This is a genomic window from Chitinophaga sp., assembly GCF_017745275.1.
Classification (GTDB): Bacteria; Bacteroidota; Bacteroidia; order Chitinophagales; family Chitinophagaceae; genus Chitinophaga.
On sequence record NZ_JAGHZS010000001.1, the window covers coordinates 37,754 to 54,437 of the forward strand.

General features: G+C 43.7%; 17 protein-coding genes. 12 read left to right on the plus strand and 5 right to left on the minus strand.

Annotated elements, in window-relative coordinates; translation table 11 throughout:
• Positions 1 to 18: 18 nt before the first annotated feature.
• Complete coding sequence (locus J7623_RS00185; RefSeq protein ID WP_291915771.1) at positions 19 to 642, minus strand: hypothetical protein; 624 nt, start codon at positions 640 to 642, stop codon at positions 19 to 21.
• Positions 643 to 821: 179 nt separating this feature from the next.
• Positions 822 to 1,946 (minus strand): cyclic dehypoxanthinyl futalosine synthase, encoded by a 1,125-nt coding sequence (gene mqnC, locus J7623_RS00190; protein ID WP_291915772.1) that lies wholly within the window; start codon positions 1,944 to 1,946, stop codon positions 822 to 824.
• A 135-nt stretch (positions 1,947 to 2,081) separates the two neighbouring features.
• Here mqnC and J7623_RS00195 point away from each other — a divergent pair, with 135 nt between their 5' ends.
• The 9 genes from J7623_RS00195 (at position 2,082) to J7623_RS00235 (ending at position 9,413) form a co-directional block, all read left to right on the plus strand.
• Positions 2,082 to 3,314, plus strand: coding sequence for an aspartyl protease family protein (locus tag J7623_RS00195; RefSeq protein WP_291915774.1), 1,233 nt, complete (start codon positions 2,082 to 2,084; stop codon positions 3,312 to 3,314).
• Between the two features lie 13 nt (positions 3,315 to 3,327).
• A complete protein-coding gene (locus tag J7623_RS00200; protein ID WP_291915777.1) occupies positions 3,328 to 4,248 on the plus strand; it encodes an aspartyl protease family protein in 921 nt (306 codons plus the stop codon).
• A 161-nt stretch (positions 4,249 to 4,409) separates the two neighbouring features.
• Positions 4,410 to 5,648, plus strand: a complete 1,239-nt coding sequence (locus tag J7623_RS00205; RefSeq protein ID WP_291915780.1) for a pitrilysin family protein — start codon at positions 4,410 to 4,412, stop codon at positions 5,646 to 5,648.
• 43 nt (positions 5,649 to 5,691) lie between these two features.
• Positions 5,692 to 6,972, plus strand: coding sequence for a pitrilysin family protein (locus J7623_RS00210; protein WP_291915784.1), 1,281 nt, complete (start codon positions 5,692 to 5,694; stop codon positions 6,970 to 6,972).
• Between the two features lie 80 nt (positions 6,973 to 7,052).
• A complete protein-coding gene (locus J7623_RS00215) occupies positions 7,053 to 7,394 on the plus strand; it encodes a type II toxin-antitoxin system RelE/ParE family toxin (RefSeq protein ID WP_291915787.1) in 342 nt (113 codons plus the stop codon).
• Between the two features lie 11 nt (positions 7,395 to 7,405).
• On the plus strand, positions 7,406 to 7,732 hold the full coding sequence (locus tag J7623_RS00220) for a helix-turn-helix transcriptional regulator (protein WP_291915789.1): 327 nt from the start codon (positions 7,406 to 7,408) through the stop codon (positions 7,730 to 7,732).
• Positions 7,733 to 7,742: 10 nt separating this feature from the next.
• Positions 7,743 to 8,546, plus strand: coding sequence for a class I SAM-dependent methyltransferase (locus J7623_RS00225; RefSeq protein ID WP_291915791.1), 804 nt, complete (start codon positions 7,743 to 7,745; stop codon positions 8,544 to 8,546).
• 3 nt (positions 8,547 to 8,549) lie between these two features.
• Positions 8,550 to 8,954, plus strand: coding sequence for a lysozyme inhibitor LprI family protein (locus J7623_RS00230; protein WP_291915793.1), 405 nt, complete (start codon positions 8,550 to 8,552; stop codon positions 8,952 to 8,954).
• A 57-nt stretch (positions 8,955 to 9,011) separates the two neighbouring features.
• The gene (locus tag J7623_RS00235) at positions 9,012 to 9,413 is read left to right on the plus strand and encodes a lysozyme inhibitor LprI family protein (protein ID WP_291915794.1); all 402 of its coding nucleotides are present in this window, start codon (positions 9,012 to 9,014) and stop codon (positions 9,411 to 9,413) included.
• Between the two features lie 134 nt (positions 9,414 to 9,547).
• Here the strand turns inward: J7623_RS00235 and J7623_RS00240 are convergent, their stop codons facing one another.
• Positions 9,548 to 10,687, minus strand: coding sequence for a formimidoylglutamase (locus J7623_RS00240; protein ID WP_291915796.1), 1,140 nt, complete (start codon positions 10,685 to 10,687; stop codon positions 9,548 to 9,550).
• 116 nt (positions 10,688 to 10,803) lie between these two features.
• Positions 10,804 to 11,052, minus strand: coding sequence for a hypothetical protein (locus J7623_RS00245; protein ID WP_089764628.1), 249 nt, complete (start codon positions 11,050 to 11,052; stop codon positions 10,804 to 10,806).
• A 457-nt stretch (positions 11,053 to 11,509) separates the two neighbouring features.
• Here J7623_RS00245 and J7623_RS00250 point away from each other — a divergent pair, with 457 nt between their 5' ends.
• Entirely contained in the window at positions 11,510 to 12,511 is a 1,002-nt protein-coding gene (locus tag J7623_RS00250; protein WP_291915801.1) for a glycosyltransferase, read from the plus strand.
• 158 nt (positions 12,512 to 12,669) lie between these two features.
• Here the strand turns inward: J7623_RS00250 and J7623_RS00255 are convergent, their stop codons facing one another.
• Positions 12,670 to 12,999, minus strand: coding sequence for an ArsC/Spx/MgsR family protein (locus J7623_RS00255; protein ID WP_291915805.1), 330 nt, complete (start codon positions 12,997 to 12,999; stop codon positions 12,670 to 12,672).
• A 96-nt stretch (positions 13,000 to 13,095) separates the two neighbouring features.
• Here J7623_RS00255 and polA point away from each other — a divergent pair, with 96 nt between their 5' ends.
• Both polA and J7623_RS00265 read left to right on the plus strand, forming a co-directional pair.
• Positions 13,096 to 15,912 carry a DNA polymerase I gene (gene polA, locus J7623_RS00260; protein WP_291915808.1) on the plus strand — a complete coding sequence of 939 codons (2,817 nt, stop codon included), beginning with the start codon at positions 13,096 to 13,098 and terminating at the stop codon, positions 15,910 to 15,912.
• A 167-nt stretch (positions 15,913 to 16,079) separates the two neighbouring features.
• Positions 16,080 to 16,604, plus strand: a complete 525-nt coding sequence (locus J7623_RS00265) for a GNAT family N-acetyltransferase (RefSeq protein WP_291915810.1) — start codon at positions 16,080 to 16,082, stop codon at positions 16,602 to 16,604.
• The last annotated feature ends 80 nt before the right edge of the window (positions 16,605 to 16,684 follow it).

Consider the following 16,684-nt stretch of genomic DNA (forward strand, 5'->3'; position numbering starts at 1 on the left):
GGAGCACTGATTCCCGTATTATTGTTTCGCCAGTAACTGTTGTCTGGCCATATCTTTCACTACCTGTTGTGCATACAAAACTGCCATTCTTTCTGTGGTTGGCGGATCGAAAGACTGTGACTGCACAGAATATAACATCTGTCCGCTCTTCAGGTCATACAAATTACCTTCCCACTGATATTTAGTGTTGTAGGTATAGTATCCGGGTGCATACATCCTGGAGTACCACATAGAGTAATAAGGCCAGAATCCATAGTAGCCATAAGGCTGATAATTAGGCACAAAAGTTCTTTCTCTGCCTCTGTCCAGCATTACAATGGTCATCACCTGGTTTACGTCACTCCCTTGTAATTGCTTCACCACTTCCTTCTCGGTCATTTTTCCTAATTCCTGGGGGCCATAAGTCTGTAGCGCCGATATTGCGTTGTATCCTTTCTTCCTAAGCTCTGCCACTGTATAATTTTCCATCTGGCTACGCAGGGTACGATCTCTCTGAGGTACCAGCGCCATTACCATTATTTTGTTATCCTTCTGCAACTGTTGCGCATCATTAGAACGCCAGGAAGACGTTACTTTGGTGCTTGTACAGGCTGCCATGGCGAGGATTGCTAATCCTGCCATGAAAAGTCCCAGCTTTTTCATATTCCCTCCTTTAGTTTAATTAGTTCTACCAGTTAGACGTAGCAGGAGGCTTTTTGTAACATGTACAAGACAGTTTTAACAATTCTTTCTCAGTTGTTAATGATTTGCTAATGAATTGTTTATAAAAAGAAAAAGGCATCCCGGATGCCGGGATGCCTTTTTCATATAAATAACAGTTTCTAGTAGTTGATCACCTGCTCTTCTATAGCAGCGGGGAGCTCTCTGAATTTGTAAAGCTGGGTGCGGAGCTGTGGTTCGAAACCAGCTTCACGTATCGCCTCCTGCATAGTCCGATAGGTAAACCGGTGTGGAGCGCCAGCAGCACTTACCACGTTTTCTTCAATCATAATAGAACCGAAGTCGTTCGCACCAGCATGTAAACACAGTTGTGCTACCTGTTTACCAACAGTAAGCCAGGATGCCTGGATGTTCTTGATATTCGGCAACATGATACGGCTCATTGCAATCATGCGGATATACTCTTCAGCGGTAGTCATGTTGTGTACACCACGAATCTTTGCCAGCAACGTATCTACGTCCTGGAATGTCCAGGGTATAAAGGCGGTAAAGCCATAGTGACCTTCCGGTTTTTCGCTTTGCACCTGCCGAATGTCTACCAGGTGTTCAAAGCGTTCCAATACGGTTTCCACGTGACCAAACATCATGGTAGCGGAAGAAGCAATATTCAGTTTATGGGCTGCACGCATTACGTCCAGCCATTCCTGTGCACCGCATTTACCTTTGGAGATTAAACGACGTACACGATCATTCAATATCTCCGCACCTGCGCCGGGCAAACTATCCATACCCGCTTCCTGTAAGGCGCGGAGTACTTCAATATGCGTACTCTTTTCCAGCTTGGTAATGTGTGCCACTTCGGGGGGGCCGAGGGTATGCAATCTTAATTCCGGATATAATTGTTTCAGCTCTTTGAAGAGATCTACATAGAAACTAAGGCCCAATTCAGGGTGATGCCCACCTTGCAATAACAGCTGATCGCCGCCATACTTCAGCGTTTCCTCAATCTTCTTTTTATACTCTTCAATGGGGGTAATATATGCCTCCTTATGGCCGGGAATGCGATAGAAGTTACAGAATTTGCAGTTGGCGGTACACACGTTGGTGGTATTCACGTTTCTGTCTATCTGCCAGGTAACCTTACCATGCGGTACCTGTTGTTTTCGTAGCTCGTTGGCTATCTCCATCAGTTCCGCCAGCGGTGCGTTCTCAAACATATAAACACCCTCTGCTGCTGTCAGAAATCCGAAATCCTGCGCTTTCTTGTATAAATCCTGAAGTTCCATTTGCTATGTTTCTAACCGGGAATAAACTTTAGCAAAGGTAGTATTTAGGTAAATAACCGCCCGTAATAAATATATTTTATACGAACACTTTTTAATGTTAAATTTAGAATTATATACATCCCTGCATCCCCCAGTATGCTTAGACCAATTCTGTTACACGTTATGCTGCTATTGGCAGCCATCACCGGCACTTCAACCATGACCTCAGCCGGTGTAGCAACACCCTGCGCTGATAGTACCCGCGATGCGGTGTTGATCACCCGCTTTCACTTTAAACAATACTATGGTGGCGTAGTTGTAGTACAGGCACAGGTTGGCGATTATCCGGATACGTTGCAGTTTATTCTCGACACCGGTAGCGCAGGCATTTCCCTCGATACCAGTACCTGCACACGACTGGGCATTAAAATGGAACCTTCCGACCGGATCATTAAAGGCCTGGGAAGCTCAAAACCAGTATCCTTTGCCCGCAACCATGCCCTCAGATTACCCGGCCTGACCGTAGATAGCCTCGACTTCCATATCAATGATTATGAACTGATTAGCCAGGTATATGGAATTCAGGTAGATGGGATTATGGGATTTAGCCTCCTGAGCAGGTTTATTGTGACCATAGACTATGACACGGAAGAGATTCTCATTTATTCCAAGGGAAAGTTTACGTACCCAAGAGGCGGACAGCTGCTGAAACCTTCGCTCACACAAATCCCGCTGATATCAGCTCCTTTAAGAACCAGCTTAAGAACCATCAATAACCGTTACTACTTTGATACCGGCGCCGGCATGTGCCTTTTACTGTCATCACAGTTTGTGAACGACAGCAGCGTGCTGCAAGGCAAAAGACGCCGTACCAAAAAAATGATTCAAACAGAAGCCCAGGGGCTGGGAGGGAAGATGAGTATGTCACTTACCACCCTCAATGAATTCCGTATTGGTAACTACAGCTTCCGGAATGTACCTACCTACATCTTTGATGATCAAACTAACGTTACCGCCTATCCTTTTTTGGGAGGAATGATTGGTAACGACTTGCTGAGACGCTTCAATATCACCCTCAACTACAGTAAGAAGGAAATATACATGATCCCGAATTCGCATTTCCGTGATATGTTCGATTACTCCTACACCGGTTTAATCATTTACCTGATCAATGGCCGGGTAGAAGTCACCGATATTATCAAAGGCTCTCCCGCAGAAAAGGCCGGGTTCAGGAAAGGCGATATCCTCATGGCGGTCAACAATAACCTGGGACCCAATCTACAGCTGTTCAGGGAGTTGTTAAAAAATATCGGCACCAAAGCCGTTTGCCTGATCAGCCGTGATAATGACCTAATCATCAAAAAGTTGCCAATAAAAAGCATACTTTGACGTTATTTGTGTCATGTGGCGTTTTTTATGGATAGTAACCGTAATTTCTTGTAGCACCCTCCTGTATGCCCATGCACAGCGTAAAAGCACTACATCGGCAGATGCAGGGGAAAATAAGAAACCGGTAGCAGTGATCCCTTTTCAATTGGTGGACAAGCATGTGATTATTCCTGTACTGACTTCCGGCAGTACAGATACCCTTCATTTTATTTTCGACAGCGGGGCAGAAGTAACCGTGTTACACACTAATACCGCTGCCCGGCTACATCTCAAAGGCGGCACAAACGCCTATATGAGCGGTATTAATAACGCGATGGCACAAACGTCGGTGGCCACCCTTAATGTGCTATACTTCGGAGACCAACGCCTCCCTTATGTAAAGGCTTACCTGGAAAACCTGGATGACCTCGGACCGGTAGACGGCATTATAGGCGTGGCTTTGATGAAGACTTTTATTGTAAAAATTGACTACCGCCAACAGCAACTAGTCTTGTATAAAGCCGGGAAAACTCCTACTAACAACGCCGGACGCTTACTGCATTTCCAGCTTAACTATACTACACCGATAATAGACGCTTCTATACAGTTGCCGAATGGCACCAGGCTTTCAGGTAATTACCACATCACCACTGGCGGCGACTATGGCATCCTTTTCAACTGGCCTTATGTTGATAAAAACAAACTCAATACCCTGCTACCCACCATCAATACCGACCGCGTACAGGATATGCTGAAAGTATTATACTACATCAATAGTTCGGTTCCCTCACTGGAAGTAGGTGGTCGCAGTTTAAAAAATGTACCTATCAGCTATAGCAAAGACATCGACGATCTGGGTGTTTTCACGGAAATGGCCGGCTCCATTGGCTATGACGTGTGGAAAGACTTTACTCTCACCATCAACTATGATCGTAAAGAACTATATCTCGAATAAACTGTTAACCGTTAGCTATTAGCTAATAACCAATTGGCAAATGCAGCAGATAATAACGGCTGTACTGCCAATTTTTTGCTAAAAGCTAAAAGCTTGATGCTAAAAGCTGTCAAAAGCTACCCGTAATTCCCTATTTTTACCATATTGACCAACAAAAAGATATGATCCATTATAATAAGTTTACGCTGGCAAACGGACTAAGAGTTATTGTTCACGAAGACCACACCACGCCTATGGCGGTCTTAAATGTACTGTATGACGTAGGCGCCAGGGATGAAAACCCTGCACAAACGGGATTTGCCCACCTCTTCGAACACCTGATGTTTGGTGGTTCCATCAACATTCCATCGTACGATGAACCCCTGCAAATGGCTGGTGGCGAGAATAACGCCTATACCACCAGCGATCTGACCAACTACTATATACAGCTACCGGCAGAAAATATTGAAACTGCCTTCTGGCTGGAAAGCGATCGCATGCTCTCCCTGGCCTTTGATGAAAAAAGCCTGGATGTACAACGCAAAGTAGTTTCCGAAGAATTTAAAGAACACTATATCAATAAGCCTTATGGCGATGTATGGCATAAGATGCGGGAGCTGTCTTACAGCACTCACCCCTATCGCTGGATGACTATTGGTAAAGAGTTATCACATATTGAAAATGCAAAGCTGGAAGATGTAAAAGCATTTTTCTTTAAATACTACCGCCCGGCAAATGCAATCCTGACAGTTGCCGGTAATGTAACACCAGAACAGGTGAAAGCCCTTGCAGAGAAATGGTTTGGAGACATTCCATCCGGCGAGAAATATCAGCGTAACCTGCCGGTAGAACCACCACAAACAGCCGCACATAAATTGGAGGTAAAAGCCAATGTGCCACTGGATGCGCTGTACAAATGTTATCATATGTACTCCCGCACAGACAAACGTTACTACACCGCAGACCTTCTCTCTGATATCCTGGGTGGGGGTAGTTCTTCCCGCCTGCACCAGGTGTTGGTAAAAGAAAAGAAACTATTCAGTAATATTGAGTGTTATCATTTTGGAAGCCTGGATGCCGGATTACTGACTATTGAAGGTAAGCTGGTGAAAGGGGTAAAAATGAAAGATGCGGAAAAAGCCATTCAACTGGAGCTGGAAAAATTACAAAATGAAGTGATCTCGGAGCGGGAGCTGCAAAAAGTTAAAAACCGCGTAGAAAGCCTCCTCGCTTTTGAAGATATGAGCTTATTAAGCCGCGCCAACAACTTGGCATTTTATGAATTGCTCGGCGATGCAGCCCTGATGAACCAGGAGTTTAAAAATTATGACGTAGTAACGGCGGCCGAATTACATGAAGAAGCAAAGCTGCTTTTTGACGAAAAAAATTCAAATACCATTTACTATTACGCTGCAAACTAAATCTGTGGCTTGTTTACAGCCCATTACCGTTTAAATACGACTCATGAACAGAACGATAGCCCCTCCCATTAAAGATGCGGTGGAATTTGATATAAAGCTGAAGCCATATGAACAGTTCAAACTGGACAATGGCATCCCCGTATATGTGATGAAATCCGATGAGCAGGAAACGCTGCAACTGGAACTGGTATTTCCAGCCGGCAGCTGGTATGAGAGCGAAAGCCTCGAAGCCGCTGCCACCAACTTTCTCATGAAAAATGGTACCAGCAAACATACTGCCCAGGAAATAAATGAAAATATCGATTATCATGGTGCTTACCTTAACCGTAATGCCTACCATGAAAATGCAACTTATACCCTGCACTGCCTGACCAAACATGCGGAAGTATTGTTACCTATGCTGCAGGAAGTAATAATGGATCCTATATTTCCGGAAGAAGAGCTGAGTCTTTACAAACAAAACCAGAAGCAAAAGCTGGCAGTAAACCTCTTGAAATGCGACTTTGTTGCCAACCGTTTTATTGATAAATACCTTTTCGGCGATTTCCATCCATATGGCCGCGTAAGCACCATGATGGCCTATGACGCACTGCAAACAGAAGGCTTGAAGGCCTTTTACAAGAAACATTATACTTACAATAACTGCAAAATATTTGTGGCGGGTAACCTGCCGGCCAACATGATTGCGTTGCTGAATAAATTTTTCGGCAGCACGCCATGGAATGGAGAAACCAACCTGATAAAGCTGGATCTTCCTATTCAACCCGCAGAAGAAAAGAAGTTCAGGATTTTCAATGATGAAAATGGCGTTCAGGGTGCTGTGCGGGTAGCCCGACATTTCCCGAACCGTTATCATCCTGACTTCCCTAAGATGCTGGTGTTAAACACCATTTTCGGTGGCTACTTCGGTTCCCGTTTAATGAGTAACATCCGGGAAGAAAAGGGCTATACATATGGCATCTATTCCCAGCTTTACAACTTCCGTCAAACCAGTGCGCTGAATATCCAAACAGAAGCGGGCCGGGATGTGTGTGAGGCCACCATTGCAGAGATCTACAAAGAGTTGACCCGCCTGCAGGAAGAGCCTGTACCACAGGAAGAACTGGACCTGGTACGCAACTACATGATCGGATCCATCCTGGGCGACCTGGACGGCGCATTCCAGCTTATTCAACGCTGGAAAAACCTGATCCTGAACGACCTCGATGAAAATTATTTCTATAATAATATTCAAACCATCAAGACAATTACTGCAGAAGAATTGCAACAACTGGCTAAACAATATTTTACGCCTGGTGATTTTTATGAATTGGTGGTGATTTAAGAGTTATCTAAAAAAGAAAGTGCTCGAGAAAGTTTCCATAAATGGAAACTTTCTTTATTTTTGGGTAAACCATATCATCCATGTTTGACCCCAGATTTAAAGTGCTCTTTTTAGAGCCTGCAGCTCACTTTCTTGACATAGTACATGCGAAAGTCAGAGAAAAAATTTACGCTAATATCTATAAAAGCAGATATGCTACAGATCCTGAGTTACTAAAGAAAGTACGGGATGATATCTGGGAATTCAGAACCCATTATGGAGGCATTCAATACAGAATACTAGCGTTTTGGGACAATACTACCATAGCAGAGACATTGGTTATTGCCACGCACGGCTTTATTAAAAAAACAGACAAAATCCCTAAGAAAGAAATCAATCGCGCCATAGCGCTTAGACGACATTATTTTCAAAGTAAGTACTAAACCGCAAAAAAATGAAAAAGAAACCATTGAAAACCTTCACGCTGGAAGAACAACTAGACAAACACATTGGCCCCGTAGGCTCTGCTCCAAGAGAAAAATTCGAATTCGACCTTCAAATGGACCTACTCGGTGATATCATCAAAAAAGCACGGGAAACCCAACACCTTACGCAGGAACAATTAGGCAGCCTGGTAGGCGTACAGAAAGCACAAATTTCAAAGTTAGAAAACAACACTACCAGTGCCCGTCTTGACACTATTTTGAAAGTATTCAATGCCCTGAAAGCAAAAGTTACTTTCAAGGTACAAATGGAAAATGAAGAGTATCTTTTCATATAAATGAACAGGCATGGAAATTTCTGAAGACTATCTGTCAACGAATAAAGAGCTCTGGAATAAACGTACGGGCGTACATGTTACTTCTGATTTTTACGATGTTCCCGGCTTCCTGAATGGCAATACTTCCTTAAAAGAAATAGAGTTGCAGCTGCTGGGAAACGTAAGTGGGCAAAACATCTTACACCTGCAATGCCACTTTGGGCAGGATAGCCTTTCGCTGGCCAGAATGGGAGCCAACGTTACCGGCATAGACCTTTCAGATGCCGCTATACAACAGGCCAATGCTCTTACAAAGCAATTACAACTGGAAAACAACGCTCGTTTTATTTGCTGTGATCTCTATAGCGCACCGGCGCATTTAACGGGCTCATTTGACCGCGTATTTACGTCTTACGGCACTATTGGATGGCTCCCTGACCTGGATAAATGGGCAACAGTGATCAATCACTTTCTGAAGCCCGGAGGTGATTTTATTATGGTCGATTTCCACCCGGTATTGTGGATGTTGGATGATCAGTTTCAAAAAATTGCCTACGATTACTTCAATACAGAAACAATCATAGAAGAAACGACCGGCACTTATACCGACCGTAGCAGCAATATTAGAAACAAGTCTTATTCCTGGAACCACCCACTGAGTGACATCATTACGGCATTACTTGCCCGGGGACTGCAGCTACAGGTATTTCAGGAGTTCAATTATTCTCCTTATAATTGTTTTCCTAACACGGTAGAGAAGGAGGGACGTTTCTACATCCGGGGACTGGAAGAAAAACTACCCATGGTATATGCATTTAAATTCTTCAAACCTTAGCATATGAAATCACTTTTAATTTTCCTGCTATTGATGATGACCGGAGGCTTCGCTGCATTCTCGCAATCCCAGGGTGAGCTGAATAAACAAGCGGCACAGGAATATAAAGATGCAGATAAAAAGCTGAATGAAATTTATCAGCTTATTCTGAAAGATTATGCCGCCAACAAAACGTTTATTCAAAACCTGAAAGACGCACAGCGTTTGTGGATACAGTTCCGGGATGCACAGGTAAAAGCCATGTATCCGGCATCTGCCAAAAGTTATGGTAGCGTGTTTCCTATGTGCAAAGCCAACTACCTGGCTGAACTTACTCACCAGCGAACAGATGCTCTCAGGGCATGGCTCAACGGACTCCCGCAAGGAGAGGTATGCACCGGCTCTATTGGCGATAAAGAGGATCACTAATAATCCGGCCATTTTATATAATATAAATTTCGTATATTTACTGTTCACACAGTACCTATGCGAAACCTAATCCTATTCCTATTGGTTTTCCTGTGCACCGAAGCATATTCGCAAACCCGGCAATCAGCACTGGACACACTTGAAAACCGTTACCAGCAGTGCCTCGGCAATAGCCATACTATGTACAACTGTGCAGTGATTTATTACAAACAGCTGGATAGCCTGTTAAATCACACCCTGCAAAACCTCTATTCCAACCTGGCACCCGGCCGGCAGCAACAGCTACAAGCCGAACAAGGCGCCTGGGAAGAGAAAAAAGAAGAGTATTTTAAGAAGATAGATGAACGCGTGGAAAAGATGCATAAACGCACGATGGAAGGCCTCGACGATGATATGATTTCTACTGATAACAAAGCTGCTTTCCTGAAAGCTCGTCTGTTAACATTACTTGCGATATAGCGCATAAAGCATAAAGCACAAAGCAAAAAGCTATTGAAGCGAGTGATTAACGCGGATCATAAGAGTGGTTCTACGCGTTAATCACTCGCTTCAATAGCTTTTTGCTTTGTGCTTTATGCTTTATGCTTAATTTACTAGAGTCTTTCCTGGTGCCGCAACCATCTCTCTGGCATTTCATTGTTGCTGGCCATGAGATAATCGTTATAAGCACAGGGAACAAATTCCCGGTCGGGTAATTGCATCCACCAGCGGCCTGTTTTTTTACTTTTCAGAAATACGGTTTCTATATCGGAAAAGGCTATATGAAATTCCCAGAAAGCGTCTCTGTCTTCCAGCAGCGCTTCTTTATTTTTCACCGCACGTCCATCCATAAAGTACCAGAGCATTTGGGCTATTTGTCGCGCTGTCAGTTGTTCCTTATCCTTCTCGGGGCGATATCCGTAAATACCGAAAGAGGAGAGGCGACTGCTCATACCAGCGTAACGAGCCAGGGAGCAGGCTTCTTCGCCGCTAAATCCATTAGGGGAAAGCTGATTGGCTGGCGCATCTGTATGCCTGATAATGTTAATATCCAGGCTGAATAAATCAGAGTGTCGCAATACCGGTTCTGCCTCTTCCATATTCTCCCGGATACGTCCCAGGCGATAGCAATCAAAACGTAATTTATCCAACGTTTCTAACATGCGGGGATGTACGAAATAGCTTTGAAAACCAAGGTGGTTGTAATGGCGGAGATAATTGGGTTGTTCTGTTAGAATATCCATTAAAAAACGTTCACTGCGCACGTTGGAGTCTTCTTTCAGATCAATCAGGGCATCCGCTACGGTAGCCTCAATAATTAATTGCTGGGAAGCGTAAGCTTTATATTGTGCATAAGTAAGATCATGCGATCCTCCTAAAATAATTACGGTTTTATTCGCCGCCAATAGCTCTGCCAATACTGTTTTCATGGCGGCATATGCATCTGCCAGGAAGGCGCCGGATTGCAGGTTACCTACATCAGCCAACTTAATATTACGGTGCCAGTTATATAACCGGTAAAATTCACGGCGTATGGCGTCAGGTCCGCCGGTAGCGGATTTGCCGGAAGTGCTTCCCCTTTCTTCTCCAACACCTAATAAAATGATATCAGCTTCATCTATGTCTGGCTGGTGATTGTCTTCATACACATCTATCACACCGCCAACCTGGAATGGGTCATATTCCTGGTCATCGTTGAGAAAAGCTTTAGAAACAGGATACAGAAAATCCTGCAGGTGTGAAAAATCTGCCATCAGTAAATTAGATTTAATTGATGGCGAACTTACAACAAGAATTTAAAAAAGCAAGTCGGACAGATAAGACTGCGGGTCAAAACTATTATAACGGGAATTTTGTAGAGGTAAAGCTACTAGTTCTTGTGAATAATAAATTCGAAAGGCTTATGTGACTTACGTGAAATTGCTTTTTCCAGCACAGATCGTTTGCTGGTAATACGGCTTTTGTTACAATCCATAACTTCCATAACTGCACAGAGATAATCCATCGTTTCAATCAACGAAAGCATTTCGCTGATTTGTCTCACCGCAGATTGTATCTGCTGCTCCGTGTACCTATCTTCATGTAGCAGGATTAGTAAATCTCTATCTACAGGTTTCATGAATAAAAAATTTGACTGTTCCCCGAAATATTGTTTGGCCAGGTATCAAGGATAATCTCAAAAGATAAGGTAAAATTGTTTGTTGTCAGTCGTTGCTAAAGTCTTCGTTAGTTGTCAAACAGATCGCTATCAGTGCATTCTTTTTTTATTCATGGTGGGACATCCGCAATCGTTCTTCTTAAAAACTTTACACCCCTCCATTGCTAAACTTCCACAAAGAAAAATGATCACCATCCATTTTATACTTTTCATACTGCAGTTTAATATACTTAGCTGTGATTAAAATCCTGTCTAAAAGAGTTTACTGTTTCTTAACAATCCCCTTTTGTAATTTAAGCTAAATTCGTAAAAAATATTAAATTATTTGTCCACAATCCGAACCGACCGAAAAATTCTTGTAGTTCCCCTTGATTGGGGCCTTGGCCACGCCACCCGAGATATTCCCTTGATCCATGAGATGCTAAACGCAGGTTGTCAGGTATTTATTGCGGCAGAAGGTAAGCATGCTGCCTTGTTACAGCAGGAATTTCCGCAACTGACCGTACTTCCGCTGCCGGGTTATCGTATTCAATACGCGCAAAAAGGAAAGTTCTTTGGGCTGAAAATTATTCAGCAAATCCCCAAAATTTACCGGGCTATACAGTATGAACAACGCTGGCTAAAAAAGATAGTCGCTGAGTATCAAATAAATGCAGTGATTTCCGACAATCGCTTCGGGTTGTATCATAAAAAGATTCCCACCGTTTTTATCACCCACCAACTACTGATAAAAACACCTTTCGGCGGATGGATAGAGCGGACCCTGCAAAAAATAAATTATCGTTTTATTAACAAATACAGCGCCTGTTGGATCCCGGATTTTGCGGGCGACAACCACCTTTCCGGTGAACTCGCACACCCGGCCCAATTACCGCCACATACCACCTACATTGGCTGCCTGAGCCGCTTTGAGCCCCGCAACAATGTGGAAAAGAAATACGATCTGCTGGTACTGATCTCCGGACCTGAACCACAACGTTCTAACCTGGAAAAAATGATCCTGGATCAGATTAAGTCCCTGCAAATCACTGCTTTGATAGTAAGTGGCAAACCCGGTACGCCACAACATGAACAGATAGCTCCCGGCGTAAAACAGGTAAACCACCTGAATGCAAGCGAATTGAATGAAGCCATGCTGGCATCCGATATGGTGTTAAGCCGCTCTGGTTATACTACCCTCATGGATCTCGCGAAACTGAATAAAAAAGCAATTCTTATTCCTACCCCCGGGCAATCTGAACAGGTATACCTGGGTGAATACCTGATGGAAAAAGGATATTTTTATTCGCTTCCGCAAGAACAATTCAACCTGAAAACAGCACTGGAAGCAGCATCCCGCTTTCCGTTCCGTTCTTTTCATCACGACCAGGACATGTTCCAGTATAAAAAAGTAGTGCAGGAATTTGTACAATCCCTTTAACCAATACGAAAAGAGGCTGCCTGTAATTAAAACAGACAGCCTCCTCTTAGTTGGCATAAGGATGATATCATTATTGATTCATTTGCTGCAGTGCAAATTCAAAATTCGCAAAACCCGCTGCGGTATTGCTACTGCGGGAAAAAATAATGATCATCTTCCTAAATATTTTTTACTTCTGCTCCTATAAAAATTTTATCTCCTACAATAGCCACCGGACGTTTCAAAAAAGAATATTCCTGTAAAATCAAATCGCGATAATCCGATTCTTTTAACTCTTTCTCGTGTAAACCCATAGGGCGGTACTGCTGGGACCTGCGACTAAACAGCGACTCATAACTGCCAGACAATGCATGCATTTCGTCGATTTGCGCAGGGGTAATTTTGTCTTTCTTGATATCCTGTAAAACAAATCCACGCGCTTTGGCATCCGTTTCTTCCAATATTTTTTTGCAGGTACTGCAGGTCGACAAATAATAAATTTTATTCATTCCTTTCTTTTTTTCTGTGCTAAAGTTACACCCTCACCGTATATTGTGGTACTATCTTAATTTTGCAGATTAAAATTAAATCTTGTAGGTTTAGCGATGGAAAAGAAATTATTTTTACTGGACGCCATGGCGCTGATATACAGGGCTTATTACGCCCTTATCAGGAATCCCCGCATCACCAGCGCGGGTCGGAATACCAATGCGCAGTTTGGATTTACCACTACTTTACTGGATCTCATCAATAAAGAAAAACCTACTCATATAGCCGTTGCGTTTGACACGCACGCACCTACAGAGCGACATACTACCTACACGGATTATAAAGCCAATCGTCAGGATGCTCCGGAAGACCTGCTCGATGCATTACCCGATATTAAGCGCATCATTGAAGGATTTAATATCCCGGTAGTAGAGCTGGATGGTTATGAAGCGGATGATGTAATTGGTACCCTGGCCTGGCAGGCCGCCGATGCAGGATATACAGTATACATGGTAACCCCGGATAAAGATTACGGACAATTGGTTAGAGATAATGTATTTATCTACAAACCGCCGTACATGGGCAACAAAGAGGAAATCATGGGCCCTAAAGAGGTTTGTGAAAAATGGCAGATCCAGGATGTACATCAGGTCATTGATATCCTCGGCCTCATGGGAGATGCTGTTGATAACATTCCCGGAATTGCCGGTATCGGTGAAAAAACAGCCATGAAACTCCTGGCCCAGTATCATTCTTTAGAAAACATACTGGAAAACGCCGATAATATTGGCGGGAAAATGGGCGAGAAAATCAAAGCCGGCCGCGAAGCTGCTATCCTGTCGAAAGAACTGGCCACCATCATTACCGATGTACCGGTAACTTTCCACGAAGAAGATTTCTGCATTACCGACTGTGATAAAGAAAAACTGACCAGCATCTTTACGGAACTGGAGTTTAAAACCCTTGGTAAAAGGATTTTGGGAGATGGATTTGGCGGTAGTAGCGCTGCTGAAGCCAAACCAAAGGTCGTGCAAACAGACCTGTTTGGAACCGCTATTATAACAGAAGAAGTTACGATCACTACTGAAGTGATTGAAACAGGCAACATCCTGATGGCGGATAAAAATATTCATAACACGCCCCACCAGTACGATGTAATAGATACCGCCGAAAAGAGAGCCGCTTTACTGCAACAATTGTTACAGCAGAAGGAAGTGTCTTTTGATACGGAAACCACCGGTACCGATGCCAATGAAGCGGAGATCGTAGGTATGAGTTTCGCCTTTAAAAAGGGAGAGGCCTACTACATTCCTTTACCGGCCGACCAGGCCGCTGCCCGTGCCATTATTCATGAATTTATCCCGTTGTTTCAGCATAAAAGCATTGTGTTGGTAGGACAAAATGTGAAGTATGATATGCTGATCCTGAAATGGTATGGTGTAGATATTACCACCACGGTGTTTGATACCATGCTGGCGCATTACCTGATTGAGCCCGAAGGCCGCCGGAGCATGGACGTGTTAAGTGCCCAATACCTCGGCTACGAACCGGTTTCCATAGAAACCCTCATTGGTAAAAAAGGAAAGGGACAAGGCAATATGCGGGATGTGGAAATAGAAAAGATTAAAGAATATGCTGCGGAAGATGCCGATGTTACACTCCAGTTAAAAGACAAATTTTTGCCCATGCTGCCTGAAAAAGGGGTGGACAAAGTATTTTACGATATAGAAAATCCGCTGGTACCGGTACTCACGGATATGGAGTACGAAGGTATCGCCCTCGATACCCTTGCACTGGCTGACTATTCGAAAGAACTGGAAACAGAAATCAAGCGGGCAGAAGAAAGTGTATATGAACAGGCGGGCGTACGTTTCAAACTGGCATCTCCCAAACAGTTGGGAGAAGTATTATTTGAAAAATTACAACTGGATCCTAAAGCCAAAAAAACACGTACCGGCCAGTATGCTACCGGCGAAGACGTGCTGCAAAAACTTTCCAACAAACATAAAATTGTAGAGGATATCCTCATTTTCAGGGAGCTGAGTAAGTTGAAATCTACCTACGTAGATTCGTTACCGTTATTGCTTAACAAGCGGACTAACCGGGTACATACTTCCTATAACCAGGCGGTAGCTGTGACCGGGCGCTTAAGCTCCAATAATCCCAACCTGCAAAACATTCCTATTCGTACAGACAGGGGCCGTGAAATTCGCAAGGCCTTTATTCCGCGCAACGAGGAATACGTGTTACTGTCTGCCGACTATTCACAGATAGAGCTACGTATTATTGCGGCTATCAGTGGAGATAAAGAGATGTCTGCTGCTTTTCAGAATGGGATAGATATCCACACCGCCACAGCGGCCAAAGTATACAATGTAGCGTTGGATGCAGTTACGTCAGACATGCGTCGTAATGCGAAAAGCGTAAACTTCGGTATCATTTACGGCGTGAGTGCTTTTGGGTTATCAGAAAACCTGGGAATTCCGCGTGCGGAGGCGAAAACACTGATCGATAATTATTTCGCACAGTATCCGTCTATTAAGCAATACATGGAAGACCAGGTGAAGTTTGCGCAGGAAAACGGTTATGTACAAACGTTATTGGGGAGGAAAAGATGGTTAAAAGACATCAATTCATCCAATGCGGTAGTACGTGGTTTTGCAGAGCGGAACGCCATCAACATGCCTATTCAGGGTACGGCGGCCGACATGATTAAGCTGGCCATGATATCCATTCATAAAGCCTTTAAAGAACGGAACTTCAAGTCCCGTATGCTGTTGCAGGTACATGATGAATTGGTATTTGATGCCCATCGTTCAGAATTAGAGATGATTAAACCCCTTATATTAGATCTTATGCGCAATGCCTTACCATTATCTGTTCCGGTAGAAGCGGAACTGGGTACTGGTAATAACTGGCTGGAGGCGCACTAATACAGCTTTTAGCCATTAGCTTTTAGCTTTTAGGAAATGCAGCGAAAACTATCCGCTACATTTCCTAAAAGCTAAAAGCTAATGGCTAAAAGCTATTTTAATGCTAATGACTAATGGTAAGTGCTGGCATACTTGTATTTCCCAAAACAGTTTACTAGTTTTCAAACATGATCCAAACACCTCGACTACAATTGTTGCCGTGCTCACTGGAGCATTTCGAATTGCTATTACAGGGCAACGATCACCTGGCCGACCTGCTTGGTATTTCTATACAGGAAGGGTGGACCGAGTATCCGGAGATGGTCCTGGTAGCATATGATAAGTTACGGAATGATCCGGCCATGCTGGGCTGGTTCTTTTATCTCGTTGTGCATCGCGCAGACCAGCGTCTTATTGGGGCCGGTGGCTTTAAAGGCAAACCCAATGATGAGGGCCTCGTAGAGATGGGGTATGAAATTACCGCTGACTACCGGGAACAGGGATTAGGCACCGAAATGGCCGAAGCCCTGATACGCTTTGCATTCGGACACTCTTACGTAAAGCGCGTTATTGCCCATACAGAAGAAGAATACAATGCTTCCGTTAAAATATTACAAAAAGCAGGAATGCGATTTGTGGGAACAATAAAAAATAAAGAAGGAGAAGATCTTTGGGAGTGGGAGATTACCCGGGATCAATACCAGGAAAGATAGCACCAATTCCCCCGAAAGCTGTAGCAAGCTCCGTTCATCCATCTTTTCGCCGGTCAAATACCTGCTTTCCCTTATTTTTG